The sequence below is a fragment of the Rhodococcus sp. NPDC127527 genome (assembly GCF_042672245.1).
Taxonomy (GTDB): domain Bacteria; phylum Actinomycetota; class Actinomycetes; order Mycobacteriales; family Mycobacteriaceae; genus Rhodococcus_G.
This window is the reverse complement of record NZ_JBHXVP010000011.1, coordinates 191,850-205,978: the sequence shown is the minus strand read 5'-3', so window position 1 is coordinate 205,978 and position 14,129 is coordinate 191,850. Positions and strand designations below refer to the sequence as shown.

The following is a 14,129-nucleotide window of genomic DNA, read 5'->3' as shown; positions in this document are numbered from 1 at the left end:
CAGAAACTCATTTATTGTGCCCGCGTGGCGTCGGGGTCGACTGCCCGCGCGCGGTGGGGCCCGCCCCCCACCCCGTGGGGGGGGCCGGGGGCCCGCCCCCCCCCCCACCACCGTGCGGTCGGACGCCGTGGTACGGAACGACGTCGTCCCGTATCCGGTTTCACCGGTTGTCCGATGTGTCATGTCGAGGTGCGTCCGGATGTGCGAATCAGCCGAGCTTGCCGACCACGGCCTCGGCGCTCTCCAACAGCGCGCCGGACGCGGCCAGCTGCACCGCGGACTCGATCTCCGGCGCCAGGTGGCGGTCCGTGCCCGGCCCCTGCACGCGCTCCCGGATCGTGTCACGCACGGCGCCGGTCGCCGGCGACGGCTCGAGCGGCGCGCGCAGGTCCAGTCCGCGGGCGGCGGTGAGCGCCTCGATGGCGAGCACCCGGGTGAGGCCGTCGACGGACCGCCGCAGCTTTCGGGCGCCCGACCAGCCCATCGACACGTGGTCCTCCTGCATGGCGGAGGACGGGATCGAGTCGACGCTCGCGGGCGCGGCCAGCCGCTTGAGCTCGGACACGATCGCCGCCTGCGTGTACTGCGCGATCATGTGTCCGCTGTCCACGCCCGGGTCGTCGGCCAGGAACGGCGGCAGGCCGTGGTTGCGCGCGGCGTCGAGGAACCGGTCCGTCCGGCGCTCGCTCATGCTCGCCACATCGGCGACGACGATCGCGAGGAAGTCGAGCACGTACGCGACCGGCGCGCCGTGGAAGTTGCCGTTGGACTCCACCCGGCCGTCCAGGGTCACCACCGGGTTGTCGACTGCGCTCGCCAGCTCGAAGGAGGCGATGCGCTCCGCGTGCGCGACGGTGTCGCGGGCTCCGCCCGCGACCTGCGGCGCGCAGCGCAGCGAGTAGGCATCCTGCACGACCGTGCAGTCCGGGGTGGCGTGGCTGGCGACGATTCCCGAGCCGGCGAGCAGCCGGGTCATGTTCGCCGCCGCCACCGCCTGGCCGGGCTGCGGCCGCAGCGCCTGCAGGTCCGCGGCGAACACCTTGTCCGTGCCCATCAGGCCCTCGACGCTCATCGCCGCGGTGACGTCCGCGAGCGCGAGCAACTTCCGCAGGTCGTGGCAGGCCAGGACCAGCATGCCGAGCATGCCGTCGGTGCCGTTGATGAGGGCCAGGCCCTCCTTCTCCCGGAGCTCGACCGGCTCGATCCCGGCGGCGGCCAGCGCCTCCGCGGCAGGCTTGAGCTCGCCGTCGGCGTCCCGGACCGTGCCCTCCCCGATCACGGCCATCGCGACGTGCGCGAGCGGCGCCAGGTCGCCCGAGCAGCCGAGGCTGCCGTACTCGTGCACGACCGGGGTGATGCCGGCCGACAGCAGCGACGCGTACACCTGGGCCACCTCCGGGCGGACGCCCGTGCGGCCGGTCGCCAGCGTCGACAGTCGCAGCAGCATCAGCGCGCGGACCACCTCGCGCTCCACCTCGGGACCGGAACCGGCCGCGTGCGAGCGGATCAGGCTGCGCTGCAGCTGGGCCCGCAGCTCCAGCGGGATGTGCCGGGTGGCGAGCGCGCCGAAGCCGGTCGACACTCCGTACACCGGCTTGGGATCCTCGGCGAGGGCCTGGACGCGGGTCCGGCTGACGCCGATCGCCGCGAGAGCCTCCTCGGAGAGCCGCACCGGCGCGCCGAATCGAGCGACGCGCACGACCTCCTCCGGCGTCACGGCACCGACTCCGACCACGACGGGTTCAGTGTTGTTCATAGCTCGCTTCTCCGTGTGCGAGAGGGTGTTCGTGCTCATGATTGTTCTCCGTTTCGAATGAGGGGTAGCGAAAATTTGTCGGTCGAGTCAGGACGTCCGGGCCGCGAGTTCGGCTTCGGTCGGTTCGGGCCGGGGTCGCACCCACCGGCGGTACGCGAGGGCGAGCAGGGCAAGCCACACCGCCCCGACGACCAGTGCGACACGGGTGTCGGCGTCGAAGGCGAGCACCGCGACCACGAAAACCAGGAACCCGATGGCGAGCAGCTGCCCGTACGGCCAGAACGGCACCGGGAACTTCAGGGCGGCGGCCTCGGCCGGGTTCATCCGCTGCCGCGAGCGGTAGTGCGAGAGCAGGATCATCAGCCAGACGAAGATCGTCGCGAACGTGGCGATCGACGCGATGACCAGGAACACCCGGTCCGGGATCAGGTAGTTGAGCAGCGCGCCGAACAGCAGCGTGATCGTCATGATGACCACCGTCATCCAGGGCACGCCATTGCGGGAGACCTGCCCCATCATCGCGGGGGCCTGGCCGCGCTGGGCCATCCCGAACATCATCCGGCCGGCGCCGAAGATGTCGCTGTTGATCGCCGACAGCGCGGCGGTGATGACCACGACGTTCAGCACCGTCGCGGCCGGTCCGATCCCGAGGCCCTGGAAGATCTGCACGAAGGGACTGCCCTCGGTGCCGATCGTCTGCCACGGATTGATCGCCATGATCACCGCGAGGGTGAGCACGTAGAACAGGATGATCCGCACCGGGACGGTGTTGATCGCGCGGGGAATGGTGCGTTCCGGGTCCTCCGCCTCGCCCGCGGTGATCCCGATGATCTCGGTGCCGCCGAACGCGAACATCACGATCGCGAAGCAGCTGACGAAACCGCCGAACCCGGTGGCGAAGAAACCGCCGCCGGACCACAGGTTGCTCACGCCCGTGCCGGTGTCGTGGATCCCGAATCCGAAGATCAGGATCGCGATGCCGCCGGCGATCATCGCGACGATCGCGGCGATCTTGACCAGGGTGAACCAGAACTCCACCTCGCCGAAGACCTTGACGCTGAGCAGATTGATCGCGCCGATGAAGAAGATGATCGCCAGCACCCAGATCCAGCGGGGCACGTCCGGGAACCAGAAGCCCATGTAGACGCCGAACGCGGTCACGTCCGCCAGGCACACCACGATCATCTCGAAGGTGTAGGTCCAGCCGGTGACGAACCCGGCCAGCGGGCCCAGGTGCTTGCTCGCGTACTCGCCGAACGATCCCGACACGGGATTGCTCACGGCCATCTCGCCGAGCGCGCGGAGCACCAGGTAGATCGCCGCACCACCGATGAGGTAGGCGAGCAGTACCGACGGTCCGGCCCGGTTGATCGCCTCCGCCGATCCGTAGAACAGGCCAGTACCGATGGCCGAACCCAGTGCGATGAACCTGATGTGGCGTGCCGACAACCCTCTGGTCAGCGTCGCGACGGTGTCTTTCACAAGCGATCTCCCTGGACTGTGTTGGCAGCGATTCGACCCTTGCCAACTGTGCGGTGAGTCACATTAGCAGAGGGGGTATATGCCTGTATAGACAACTCGCCGACTTTCTCGAGCTGACATGCCCGCCCGTCGGGTTCCGGCACGGTCGCGCGGGCGGGCGGGCGATGCGCCCGCACTCGACATCCGCGCCGAAGCGGGGCTAGCCTTACCTAAGATTCGGGGCCTGGTGGGGCAGCATCACATCTACTGAAGGCGATCGAGAATGACACCGACCGGTATCGCGCTGCTCGGCGCAATCGCAGGATTCACGATCTTCCTGGGGTTGCCGATCGGTCGGCTCCGGTCCCCCGCTCCCCGGCTGCGTGCCCTCCTCAACGCGGTCGCCATCGGCATCCTCGTCTTCCTGCTGTGGGACGTCCTCAGTCATGCATGGGAACCGATCGACACCGCGCTGAGCGACCACGACTACGGACCCGCCGCCGGCAACGGTGTGGTCTTCGTCGGATGTTTCGGGGTGGGGCTGCTCGGCCTCGTCTACTTCGACCGGCGGGTCGCGCACCGAGTCGCCGCGGCCGCGGGTCGGTCCGGTGGCGGCCCCGGCGCGGCCTCGATCACGGACTACCCCGCGAGCGCGGCGACTCGATCCCGCTTCGCCGCCCTGTCGATGATGATCGCGGTCGGCATCGGGCTGCACAACTTCGCCGAAGGGCTGGCCATCGGTACGTCCGCCGCCACCGGCGAACTTCAGCTCGCGATCCTCCTGGTCATCGGATTCGGGCTGCACAATGCGACCGAGGGATTCGGCATCGTCGCGCCGCTCGCCGCCGCCGGCACCAGGCCCTCGTGGGGTCGACTCGCGTTGCTGGGACTGATTGCCGGTGGGCCGACGTTCCTCGGCACTGTCGTCGGCCAGCACGTCACCAACAGCACCCTCTCGATCGGGTTTCTCACCCTCGCCGCCGGCTCGATTCTCTACGTGGTGATCGAATTGCTCGCGGTGGCCCGTGCCAGCGGGATGAAGGAGCTCGTCACCTGGGGCATCCTGCTCGGCGTGGTCCTCGGCTTCCTCACGGACGCCGTGGTCACTGCGGCCGGCGCGTGAACCGACGAACCCGGCTGCGGGGACTGCCCGGCTACGAGTAGACGTCGGAGAGCGTGACGGTTCGGAGGTTGCGGCTGTTCACGATATCGACGAGCTGTGGGAAGGTCCGCGGGACGACTCGCTGATTGGCGTGGCACAGCACGATCGACTGAGGCTGGAACGACCGCTTCGCGGCGGCAATTACATCCGCCTCGGTGACGATGACCGAGTCGCCGATGGTGCCGCTCCACAGCGTGATCGTGCGGTAGCCGAGATCTGTGGCGACGCGGTCGGTGGTCGCATTGTGTCGTCCGTACGGCGGTCGGAAGAAGGGCGATCCGGTCACTCCGTACGTGTTGCGCAGGAATTCTGCATTTCGGTTGATCTGGTCGGCAAGGGCGCGCGGCGGCAGTGTCGTGATGTCCGGGTGCGACCAGGTGTGGTTGCCGAGCACGACCTGACCGGACTCGACCATCGGCCGCAGGGCGGGCGCGTTGTCGGTCCACGATCGGTTGACCCCGTTCGGGAAGAAGGTGATCCGAAATCCAGTGTCGCGGCACAGCTGCGCATACGCGGCGACGACGTCCGAGGTGGTGCCGTCGTCCACGGTCAATGCGAGCAGATTGCCGACGCCGGGCAGCTGGGTGATCACGCCGAGCGGCGCCGGTACGCGTGGCATCAGTGGTGGACCGGGCAATCCCGGGATCGGTGGCAGCGGCGGTACGGGTGGCAGGACGAATCCGGGGTCGGAAACCCGTGCCGGATCGGCATTGGCCGTGCCGACGCCGGCGGCGAGCGCGAGGGCGCCGGCACCGGCGATGCGAAACAGGGTGCGCCGATCCAGGTAACGGGCGGCAGCGCGGCCCGGCACGACTACCCACCTCCGGTGTCGAAACACGCTCGGTACCCCCCGCTGTCGAACGTCGAGGTCGAGCAGTAGGTCGCCTCGGGGTAGTACGCGCCCATCGAGGTCGCGGGATCGATGTGCTGGTCCTGCGAGGCCTGCACCGACTGCGGGTAGAACTGCGCGCTCGGCAGCATGTGGCGCATGAAGAGCACCTTCTTCGGCACCTGGGTTGACCCCCACAGCAGCACGGTGACGGTCGGATCTGTTGTGGCCGTGACCGGCACGTCTGCCGGGGCCGCGACCACGTACGTGTAGTTACCGGCCGAGTCGACCCGGGTCTGGAAGTCGGCCGCGCACGCGACCACCGGGTACGGCGAGACCTGATCGTTCTGGCACATCGACCAGTACCGCACCTGCTCACCGGGTTCGGTTGGCGAGGCCCCTGCCCGGGTGTCCGGGAAGGTCGGCGCACGCCCGCGAACCACGACGATCCGGCCGGGCTGATAGGTCAGCCCGGCGCCGAGATACTTGTTGTCGCCGTTGGGAAACAGGCCGGACGTGCTTGCGGGATTGACGAAGGTGGCCTCCGGCACGTTGCCGGGGAACGCGCCGGAGGCGGCGCCCGCGATGACGCTGTCGAAGGCGGCGGTGAGTGCCTGGTTCACCGGACCGTTCGGCGCGGCCGCGGGGTCGAACGGTGCAGTGCACGTCGCGACCGGTGCGCGGACCGCGCCGTCTCCGTGCACGAGGGTGACATCCGGCAGGGGTACCCCCCCGGCCGCCGAGTTCGGGTCGTCGGGCACGTACACCCGGATGATCAGGAACCCGAGCGGAGCGGACTGGCCCGCGGCGGGCAGGCCCCGGATCTGGTTGGCGGCGTGGTCAGCCGTTCCGGGCAGCACCGTCGCGTGCCAGCTCCGCGGCGCCCCCGGAGCTGTGTTCGCGCCGGCGAAGGGGTTGGTGCTGCCTGGATCCGGCGTGATCTGGTTGTCCCGGAGGGTGTCGACGGTGTCGAAGTTGGTGCCGTAGGTATTGAGCGACATGTACCGGGCGTGCGGGTACTGACCGGCCAGCTCGATCCGGTCTCCCGCGCCCAGCGAGTACGGCAGCACCCAGTAGGTCGCGTTGGCGTCCGGAAACGCCACGTTGAGCACGGTGCTGTTCGACATGAACTGCCAGGCACAGCCGAGGTCGGTCGGTGGTTGCGCCCGCTCTGCTGCGGCGGCAGGCATCGCGCCGAGCACACCCGATACCGTCGCGGCCACGGCGAGGACCGTGGTCCGCCTGCGTAGCAATGCGATCGACAGTCCCCACATCCACGCACACCTCCGCTCACGGAAGAGGCTCCACGAGCCGATGCCGGCGCGGCGGGCCAAGACCAGTAAACACCTGCTGAGGGTTCGTCCATCCGACGATCGCGGAAATCCGCCGCGCCGCCGGGCCTTGCAGGCCGGGTCGGTGAGGAGCAAGATCCGAGGAAGGCCGGTCGCAGCCCGAGCCTTGGGTGCGAGGTCAGCAGTACATCGATGCGGAGTCGTGTATGGGCAGCCACGTTCGGACGAGCGCCCGCGCCAGGCCCGAGCGGCGCCGCATCACCGTGCGGGGAATCGTTCAGGGCGTCGGTTTCCGGCCGTTCGTCGCGCGGCTCGCCTCCGACCTGGGGGTCTGCGGATGCTGTGGAAACGACGACGCGGGTGTGTTCGTGGAGGTGGAGGGACATCCCCACGTACTGGACCAGTTCACCCGCCGGTTGCGCACCGACGCCCCGCGGATCGCGGCCGTCGTGGACCTCGGGTCCGAAACAGTGCCGACGCAGGGTGATTCGCATTTCCGGATCGTCGAGAGCGTGCATGTCGCGGGTGCTCGCACCTTGATCCCGCCGGATACGGCAACGTGCGCCGACTGCCTGCGTGAGTTGCACGACCCCTCCGATCGCCGCTACCGCCACCCGTTCGTCAACTGCACCAACTGCGGTCCCCGGCTGACCGTCGTCACCGACCTGCCCTACGACCGACCCGCGACCACGATGGCGAAGTTCCCCATGTGTGAGGCGTGCGAACGGGAGTACCGGAACCCTGACGACCGCCGCTACCACGCGCAACCGATCTGCTGTCACCACTGCGGCCCCCACCTGTTTCTCGAGATGGGCGGCCGTCGGATCGACGGGGACGACGAGGTGCTCCGACGTGCGCAACACGCCCTGCGAGGCGGCCTGACGGTGGCGGTCAAGGGCATTGGCGGGTTCCACCTGGTGTGCGATGCCACCAGCGCATCTGCAGTTGCGCGGCTGCGCACTCGCAAACACCGGCCCGCGAAACCCTTTGCCGTGATGGCGCGCGACATGTCGGTCGCGGCGCGGGCCGGCCGGGTGACGGCCGCCGAAGGCGAACTGCTTCGGACACCGGCACGACCGATCGTGTTGGTGCGCAAGCCCGAACGCGGAGCGGTCGCCGAAGAAGTGGCGCCGGACATCGACGAGCTGGGGCTCATGCTCCCCTACTCCCCACTGCACCAACTGCTGTTCGATCCGGTTCCCGGGGACGATGCCCCCGCCCCGCCCGAGCTGCTGGTGATGACCTCCGGCAACCTCAGCGGTGAGCCGCTGTGCTTCGAGAATGCCGATGCCCGTTCGAGGCTCGGCGACGTCGCCGACATGTTGCTGATGCACGATCGCGACATCGCGGTGCCCTGCGAGGATTCGGTGCTCGCGGTGGCCGAGGGTGATCCGGTCCCGATTCGACGGTCACGGGGTTTCGCGCCGCTGCCGGTGCTGTTGCCGTCGAACGGACCGACTGTGCTCGCGGTCGGTGCCGAGGTGAAGAACACCTTCTGCCTGACCCGCCAGGACTTCGCCTTCTGCTCGGCGCACCTCGGTGACATGGGCACCCTGGAGAGTCAGCGGGCCTTCGAGAGGTCGGTACGGCAGCTGACGACGGTGCACCGGTCGGTTCCGGAACTTGTCGTCGCGGACGAGCATCCGGACTACTCGACGGGGCAGTGGGCGCGACGATTCTGTGACCAGGAGGGCATTCCGCTGCGCACCGTGCAGCACCATCACGCGCACGTGGCCGCGTTGCTGGCCGAACACGGCCGACTCGGGACCCGGATCCTCGGTGTGGCGTACGACGGCACCGGCTACGGCTGTGACCGCACAATCTGGGGTGGCGAGGTTCTCGAGGTGGGGCCGGCCCCGCTGGACGCCCGCCGGGTGGGCCACCTGCAGCCGTTCTGGCTGCCCGGCGGCGACACGGGGGTGCGCAATCCCGTTCGGGTCGCGATGTCGCTGCTGCACGAGGCCGGTGTCGGCGATGTCGAGGACCTGCCGTGCACGCGCGCCCTCGCAGCCGCCGAACGGGAGATGCTGGAGTCGCAATTCGGCTCGGGCGTCGGGTGCGTCCGAACCACCAGCGTCGGCCGTCTGTTCGACGGGGTCTCCTCGCTGCTCGGTCTCCGCCACCGGATCAGCTACGAAGCGCAGGCCGCGATCGAACTCGAGACGCTGGCCCGATCGGCGTCGCGTCCTGCCCTCCTGACGATGGGCGTCGACGGAGACGAGCTCGCGTTCGACACCCTGATCGGCGGTGTGGTCGAGGCTCTGCGCGCGGGCACCGATCGCGCCGCGTTGGCACTCGGATTCCATCGCGCACTCGCGGAGGCGACCGGTCGACTGGCCGCGGGCGCGGGTGCCCGGACCGGCGTCACGGTCGTCGGTCTGACCGGCGGTGTGTTCCAGAACCGGTTGCTCCTCGGGCTGCTGCGGCAGGACCTACGAGAGCGCGGGTTCGAGGTACTCGTACACGCCCGGGTGCCCGCCAACGACGGCGGGATCTCACTCGGACAAGCGGTCCTCGGAAGGGCCGCACTCGCGGAGCGCCGTCCGGCGGTGGTGGCGTCCGAGAGCCCGATGACATCGGAGAAGCCGACGATCGGAGTGATGACATGACGGTGACCGTGCCCGACGCGCCACTGATCGGCGACGAACTGTCGGCCGACCTCGCGGCCGCTGCCCTCGCACTTGCCCGGCGGTTCAACGCCGGTGCCACGTTGTGGGTGGTGTCACCGCAGTGGGAACCGCACGCGCACCACGTCGCGGTGGAGTTCGTGCACCCGGTGATCGTGGGCAAGCGGGCTCTGCCGTCGGTGGCGCTCGTCGAACCGGACCCGGTGGCGCAGTGCCGCGTCGCGTCGCGACCGGGAGACGTGATCATCGCGGTGGCATCCGAGGAGCAGCCCCAGGTGCGGGACGTGATGCGCCGCTCCCCTGCCTGGGGTACCGACACGATCTGGATCGGGTCCGGCCCGCGGCCACCGGCCGGCACCGCCACCCACATCCTCTGGGTGGACTCCGACGACCCGATGGTCCCGGCCACGGGACGGTTCGTGCTGATGTACCACCTGCTCTGGGAGTTGACCCACGTCTGCTTCGAGCATCCCGGTCTGCTCACGCCGGCGCCCGAGGACTGCGCCGGCGAGTCGTGCGTGACGTGCAGCGACGAGGGCCGGCTCGCGGAGGTCGTGCTGCCGCCCGCGGCGGCGCTGGACCCGGCGCTGGTGCGCACCGCGACCGGTGAGGAGTACGTGGACGTGACGGTGGTCGGCGAGGTGGCGGTCGACGACCTGCTCCTCGTGCACGGCGGGGCGGCCCTGACCCGCATCGGCGACGGGGCGGTGTCATGACCGAACGTGAGAGCACCAATTTCCTCTACCCGTTCATCGACGCGGAGGAACGCGACACCGAACCGCTGCTGACCGATCTCGCCGCCTCCGCGCGCGGCAAGGCCGCCGAGAGTTCCCGACTGCAGCGAGCCTCGCTCGACGAATGGGGCAAGTCCGTGAACGAGGCCGGGGTACGGATGGCCGAACGGTTCGGCAGGCGCGGGCGGCTGTACACCTTCGGCAACGGCGGAAGCTCCACGGACGCGGCGACATTGGCGTCGCTGTTCAGCAGGCCCGCACGTGGGCGGCCCGTCGCCGCCTGGTCGCTGGCGGCCGATCAGGCCGTCGTGACCGCCCTGGGCAACGACGTCGGCTTCGAGCTGATCTTCTCTCGCCAGATCATCGCGCACGCCACCGCACCCGACATCGCCATCGCGCTGTCCACCTCCGGGAACTCCGACGACCTGATGACCGCGCTCGCCGAGGCGAAGAAGCGGGGCCTTCTCACGATCGGATTCGCCGGGCACGACGGCGGCCGGATGGCCGCGAGCCCGGACCTGGACTTCTGCTTCACCATTCGCTCCCAGAGCATCCACCGCATCCAGGAGAGTCACGCCCTGGTCGGCTACGCGCTCTGGTCCGCGGTGCAGACGCACCTGACCCAACCCGCGCCGCACGGCGGGGCCTCAGAATCGGGGGATTCGCAATGACCAGGTCACCGGCGCAGCCTGCCACCGCGGCCGAGCGGGAGGGGCACGTCCTCGACCGCATCGACGCCTTCCGCAAGCGCAGACCTCGGTTGCTCGAGTCGGTGGTGACGCTGGCACACGGGGCGGGCGGCAAGTCGTCCGCGGCGCTGATCGACACCGTTTTCGTCGAGGCATTCCGCAATCCGGAGCTCGAGCAGATGGGCGACGCCGCGGTGCTGGCGTTGCCCGCGGGAGACAGGCTGGCGTTCTCCACCGACTCGTACGTCGTTCAGCCGCTCCGGTTTCCGGGAGGCTCGATCGGCAACCTCGCGGTACACGGCACCGTCAACGATCTGGCCGTGTCGGGGGCCCGGCCACAGTGGCTGTCGGCGGCGTTCGTGATCGAGGAGGGCTTCGAGATCGCGCGGCTGCAGGAGATCGTCGCGGACATGCGTGACTCCGCGCAGACGGCGGGTGTGCAGATCGTCACCGGAGACACGAAGGTGGTCGGCAAGGGCGCGGCCGACGGGATGTTCATCTCCACCGCGGGCGTCGGGGTGATTCCGTCCGGTCGGCGGCTGTCGGTGGAGTCGGTACGGCCGGGAGACAAGGTCCTGGTGTCGGGCACGATCGGCGAGCACGGCATGGCGGTGATGCTCGCGCGCGGTGAACTCGCGATCGAGGCGGACATCGCATCGGACACCGCACCGGTCAACGAGATCGTCGAGGCGATGCTCGCGGCCGCACCGTCGACGCGGTGGATGCGCGACGCCACCCGAGGCGGCGTCGGCACCGTGTGCAACGAGCTCGCGCAGAGCGCGGGCGTCGCGGTGGTGCTCGACGAGCAGGTACTCCCGGTGCAGCCGCAGGTGCTCGGGGCCTGCGACCTGCTGGGCATCGATCCGCTGTACGTGGCGAACGAGGGCAAGTTCGTTGCCGTGGTCCCCGCCGCGGAAGCCGACTCGGCGCTGGCAGCGATGCGTGAGCACCCGCTCGGTTCCTCGGCCGAGGTGATCGGCGAGGTGATGGCGGAACCCGAGGGCATCGTGGCGTTGCGCACGGCGTTCGGCGGCAGCCGGATCGTCGACATGCTCGTCGGCGACCCGCTCCCCCGGATCTGCTGAGCGGGTCACCGACAGAGGAAGGAGAACGTGATGTGTCTCGGGATACCGGGCCAGGTCGTCGACATCGTCGACGCCGAACAGCATCTCGCCAAGGTGGACGTGAACGGGATCCGCCGCGTCATCAGCGTGCGCCTGCTCGCGGACACCGGTCTGGTGGTGGGTGACTGGGTGCTGGTGCACGTCGGCTTCGCGATGTCGAAGATCGACGAGGCCGAGGCGCAGGCGACCCTGGACCAGGTCCAGAAGATGGGCGCCGACTACGTCAACGAGATGGATGCATTCAACTCGACCGAGATCGCCTGACGACGGTCGACGAACGGAACGAGGCAGCGCGATGAAGTTCGTGGACGAATTCCGTGACCCGGCCGCGGCGCGCGCGCTGGTGAAGTCGATCACCGAACTCGCGGGGGACGACGAGTTCAAGTTCATGGAGGTGTGCGGCGGGCACACCCACACCATCTATCGGCACGGTATCGAGCACCTGCTGCCGGCGAGCGTCGAACTGGTGCACGGCCCCGGCTGTCCGGTCTGCGTGATCCCGATGGGCCGGGTCGACGACGCGATGTCGCTGGCCGAGCGGCCGGATGTCGTCTTCACCACCTTCGGGGACATGATGCGGGTGCCGGGATCTCGGGGAAACCTGATCGAGGCGAAGGCTCGTGGCGCGGACGTCCGGTTCGTCTACTCTCCCCTCGACGCGTTGAAGATCGCCGTCGACAACCCCGACAAGGAAGTGGTGTTCTTCGCGGTGGGTTTCGAGACCACCGCCCCGTCGACGGCGGTGACCCTGGTGCGGGCGCGACAGCTGGGCGTGCAGAACTTCACGGTCTTCTGCAATCACGTGACGATCGTGCCACCGATCAAGGCGATCCTCGAGTCCCCCGACCTGCGGCTTTCCGGGTTCCTGGGTCCCGGTCACGTCTCGACGGTGGTCGGCCTGCGCCCCTACCGCTTCGTCCCCGAGGTGTACGGGAAACCGATCGTGGTGGCCGGATTCGAGCCGCTCGACATCCTCGCGTCGGTGCACATGCTGCTGCAACAGATCCGGGACGGCCGGTGCGAGGTGGAGAACCAGTACATCCGGGTGGTCCGGCCGGAAGGCAACACGCAGGCCCTGAAGCTGATGGCCGAAACCTTCGAACTGAGACCGCACTTCGAGTGGCGCGGACTGGGCTTCATCTCCCAGAGCGCCCTGAAGATCCACCGCGACTACGCCGAGTTCGACGCCGAGGAGAGGTTCTCGATGCCCGGTGTTCGGGTGGCAGATCCCAAGGCCTGCCAGTGCGGTGAGGTGCTCAAGGGCGTCATCAAGCCGTGGGAGTGCAAGGTGTTCGGTACCGCGTGTACCCCCGAGACGCCGATCGGGACCTGCATGGTCTCTCCCGAGGGTGCCTGCGCGGCGTACTACAACTTCGGTCGGTTGCACCGGGAGACCGCACTGCTCGTCGGGCAACGCCCGGAGCCGTGAGTGCCGCCGCCCGGCCACCGGCTCTTCGCCCGGTATGCGTACGCGCCCAATGCCCTCGGCTACTGCGGTCCGGCCGAGGGGCGCGCGCTCGAGGCGGTGGCCTGCGGCGACGGCGAGGGAACCGACGTGCCCGCGCTGGCCGCGATGTTCAGCGGCGCCTGGCCCTACCAGCGGCTCGTCGCGGCGATGTCGGGGATCGCGGACCCACTGGACGAGCGGGTCGGTCGTGCCTACTGGACCGGGAACGAGCTCACCGACCGCATCGACCGCGACAGGTTCGGCGCCGAGATGCTGGCCGAGTTCACCGCTGCGGCCGGGCACTACTGGAAGCACCTGACGCCCGAGCTGCTGCCCGAGGCGGCGCCCACCCACGCGTTCCACGTGTTCGGGGTCTACCCGTGGTCGCGCCTGCTCGATGCCGGTGTGCCGCAACCGCTCCAGGTGCTCGACTCCTGCCGGATCGGTTGGGGCACGGTGACCGAGATCCGCGGTCTGGACGCGATGGTGCGGTCGCGGCGGCTCGAGTTCGACGGCACGCTGCACCTCGGCCAGGAGCAGGATCGGCCGAGCCGGTACCGCGCCCCGTCCGGCGTCTTCGTGCCGGACCTGCGGGCAGGCGACCAGGTGGCGGTGCACTGGGACTTCGTGTGTGACCGACTGGATTCGGAGCAGGTGGAGCGGCTGGAGCACTGGACGCGGTGGCAGCTCGACCGCACCAATGTTCGGCTCACCCGCGAAGGCGGGTGAGGTGTCCCCCTGCGGCGTCGTGCGGTTCTACTGGTCCGGCACTCGGCCGCGGCCCATCAACTCCAGACCGGCCATCGCCCGCTCGGCGCCCGCCACATCGGTCTTCTCGACGGCGAATCCCATGTGAATGACGACCCAGTCCCCCGGGGCCACCCCGTTCTCGGGCAGCATTCCCACGTTGACCTTGCGGTGCTCGCCTGCGACGTCGACCAGGGCCAACTGGTCGCCGTACCCCTCGAGCATGCGTACCACTCGCCCCGGAATTCCCAGGCACACGGT

At 69.3% G+C, this 14,129-nt stretch carries 13 protein-coding genes; 8 read left to right on the top strand and 5 right to left on the bottom strand.

Annotation, left to right across the window (positions count from 1 at the left end; translation table 11 throughout):
* Positions 1 to 208: 208 nt before the first annotated feature.
* A complete protein-coding gene (gene hutH, locus ACFVH2_RS18905; protein ID WP_378426138.1) occupies positions 209 to 1,756 on the bottom strand; it encodes a histidine ammonia-lyase in 1,548 nt (515 codons plus the stop codon).
* A gap of 87 nt (positions 1,757 to 1,843) precedes the next feature.
* Complete coding sequence (locus tag ACFVH2_RS18900) at positions 1,844 to 3,238, bottom strand: amino acid permease (RefSeq protein WP_378425963.1); 1,395 nt, start codon at positions 3,236 to 3,238, stop codon at positions 1,844 to 1,846.
* Between the two features lie 262 nt (positions 3,239 to 3,500).
* On the opposite strand from ACFVH2_RS18900, the gene ACFVH2_RS18895 reads away from it, so the two are divergent.
* A complete protein-coding gene (locus tag ACFVH2_RS18895) occupies positions 3,501 to 4,340 on the top strand; it encodes a ZIP family metal transporter (RefSeq protein ID WP_378425965.1) in 840 nt (279 codons plus the stop codon).
* Between the two features lie 31 nt (positions 4,341 to 4,371).
* On the opposite strand, the gene ACFVH2_RS18890 is transcribed toward ACFVH2_RS18895, so the two are convergent.
* Together ACFVH2_RS18890 and ACFVH2_RS18885 are read right to left on the bottom strand one after the other, a co-directional pair.
* Positions 4,372 to 5,163: a polysaccharide deacetylase family protein gene (locus tag ACFVH2_RS18890; RefSeq protein ID WP_378426140.1), complete on the bottom strand. Its 792-nt coding sequence runs from the start codon at positions 5,161 to 5,163 to the stop codon at positions 4,372 to 4,374.
* Positions 5,164 to 5,192: 29 nt separating this feature from the next.
* A complete protein-coding gene (locus ACFVH2_RS18885; RefSeq protein ID WP_378425966.1) occupies positions 5,193 to 6,482 on the bottom strand; it encodes a hypothetical protein in 1,290 nt (429 codons plus the stop codon).
* A 224-nt stretch (positions 6,483 to 6,706) separates the two neighbouring features.
* Between ACFVH2_RS18885 and hypF the strand changes: the two genes are divergently transcribed.
* Genes hypF through ACFVH2_RS18850 form a run of 7 tightly spaced genes read left to right on the top strand, consistent with a single transcriptional unit; the run spans position 6,707 to position 13,850 of the window.
* On the top strand, positions 6,707 to 9,109 hold the full coding sequence (hypF, locus tag ACFVH2_RS18880) for a carbamoyltransferase HypF (RefSeq protein ID WP_378425969.1): 2,403 nt from the start codon (positions 6,707 to 6,709) through the stop codon (positions 9,107 to 9,109).
* Positions 9,106 to 9,843: a hydrogenase assembly protein HupF gene (locus tag ACFVH2_RS18875; protein ID WP_378425971.1), complete on the top strand. Its 738-nt coding sequence runs from the start codon at positions 9,106 to 9,108 to the stop codon at positions 9,841 to 9,843. Before hypF ends, ACFVH2_RS18875 begins: the two co-directional genes overlap by 4 nt.
* Positions 9,840 to 10,532 (top strand): SIS domain-containing protein, encoded by a 693-nt coding sequence (locus ACFVH2_RS18870; protein ID WP_378425973.1) that lies wholly within the window; start codon positions 9,840 to 9,842, stop codon positions 10,530 to 10,532. The genes ACFVH2_RS18875 and ACFVH2_RS18870 overlap by 4 nt, the downstream gene beginning before the upstream one ends.
* Positions 10,529 to 11,635, top strand: a complete 1,107-nt coding sequence (hypE, locus tag ACFVH2_RS18865; protein ID WP_378425975.1) for a hydrogenase expression/formation protein HypE — start codon at positions 10,529 to 10,531, stop codon at positions 11,633 to 11,635. The genes ACFVH2_RS18870 and hypE overlap by 4 nt, the downstream gene beginning before the upstream one ends.
* Before the next feature lie 30 nt (positions 11,636 to 11,665).
* Positions 11,666 to 11,938 carry a HypC/HybG/HupF family hydrogenase formation chaperone gene (locus ACFVH2_RS18860; protein ID WP_378425977.1) on the top strand — a complete coding sequence of 91 codons (273 nt, stop codon included), beginning with the start codon at positions 11,666 to 11,668 and terminating at the stop codon, positions 11,936 to 11,938.
* Between the two features lie 31 nt (positions 11,939 to 11,969).
* A complete protein-coding gene (gene hypD / locus ACFVH2_RS18855) occupies positions 11,970 to 13,103 on the top strand; it encodes a hydrogenase formation protein HypD (RefSeq protein ID WP_378425979.1) in 1,134 nt (377 codons plus the stop codon).
* A complete protein-coding gene (locus ACFVH2_RS18850) occupies positions 13,104 to 13,850 on the top strand; it encodes a DUF6390 family protein (RefSeq protein ID WP_378425980.1) in 747 nt (248 codons plus the stop codon).
* Positions 13,851 to 13,877: 27 nt separating this feature from the next.
* On the opposite strand, the gene ACFVH2_RS18845 is transcribed toward ACFVH2_RS18850, so the two are convergent.
* A complete protein-coding gene (locus tag ACFVH2_RS18845; protein ID WP_378425982.1) occupies positions 13,878 to 14,126 on the bottom strand; it encodes a HypC/HybG/HupF family hydrogenase formation chaperone in 249 nt (82 codons plus the stop codon).
* Between the last annotated feature and the right edge of the window lie 3 nt (positions 14,127 to 14,129).

Bases quoted from the DNA above. Each gene is read 5' to 3' on its own strand.
- ACFVH2_RS18875 (WP_378425971.1), top strand. From the start codon at position 9,106: ATGACGGTGACCGTGCCCGACGCGCCACTGATCGGCGACGAACTGTCG.
- hypE (WP_378425975.1), top strand. From the start codon at position 10,529: ATGACCAGGTCACCGGCGCAGCCTGCCACCGCGGCCGAGCGGGAGGGG.
- ACFVH2_RS18895 (WP_378425965.1), top strand. From the start codon at position 3,501: ATGACACCGACCGGTATCGCGCTGCTCGGCGCAATCGCAGGATTCACG.
- ACFVH2_RS18860 (WP_378425977.1), top strand. From the start codon at position 11,666: ATGTGTCTCGGGATACCGGGCCAGGTCGTCGACATCGTCGACGCCGAA.
- ACFVH2_RS18885 (WP_378425966.1), bottom strand. From the start codon at position 6,482: ATGTGGGGACTGTCGATCGCATTGCTACGCAGGCGGACCACGGTCCTC.
- ACFVH2_RS18870 (WP_378425973.1), top strand. From the start codon at position 9,840: ATGACCGAACGTGAGAGCACCAATTTCCTCTACCCGTTCATCGACGCG.
- hutH (WP_378426138.1), bottom strand. From the start codon at position 1,756: ATGAACAACACTGAACCCGTCGTGGTCGGAGTCGGTGCCGTGACGCCG.
- hypD (WP_378425979.1), top strand. From the start codon at position 11,970: ATGAAGTTCGTGGACGAATTCCGTGACCCGGCCGCGGCGCGCGCGCTG.
- hypF (WP_378425969.1), top strand. From the start codon at position 6,707: ATGGGCAGCCACGTTCGGACGAGCGCCCGCGCCAGGCCCGAGCGGCGC.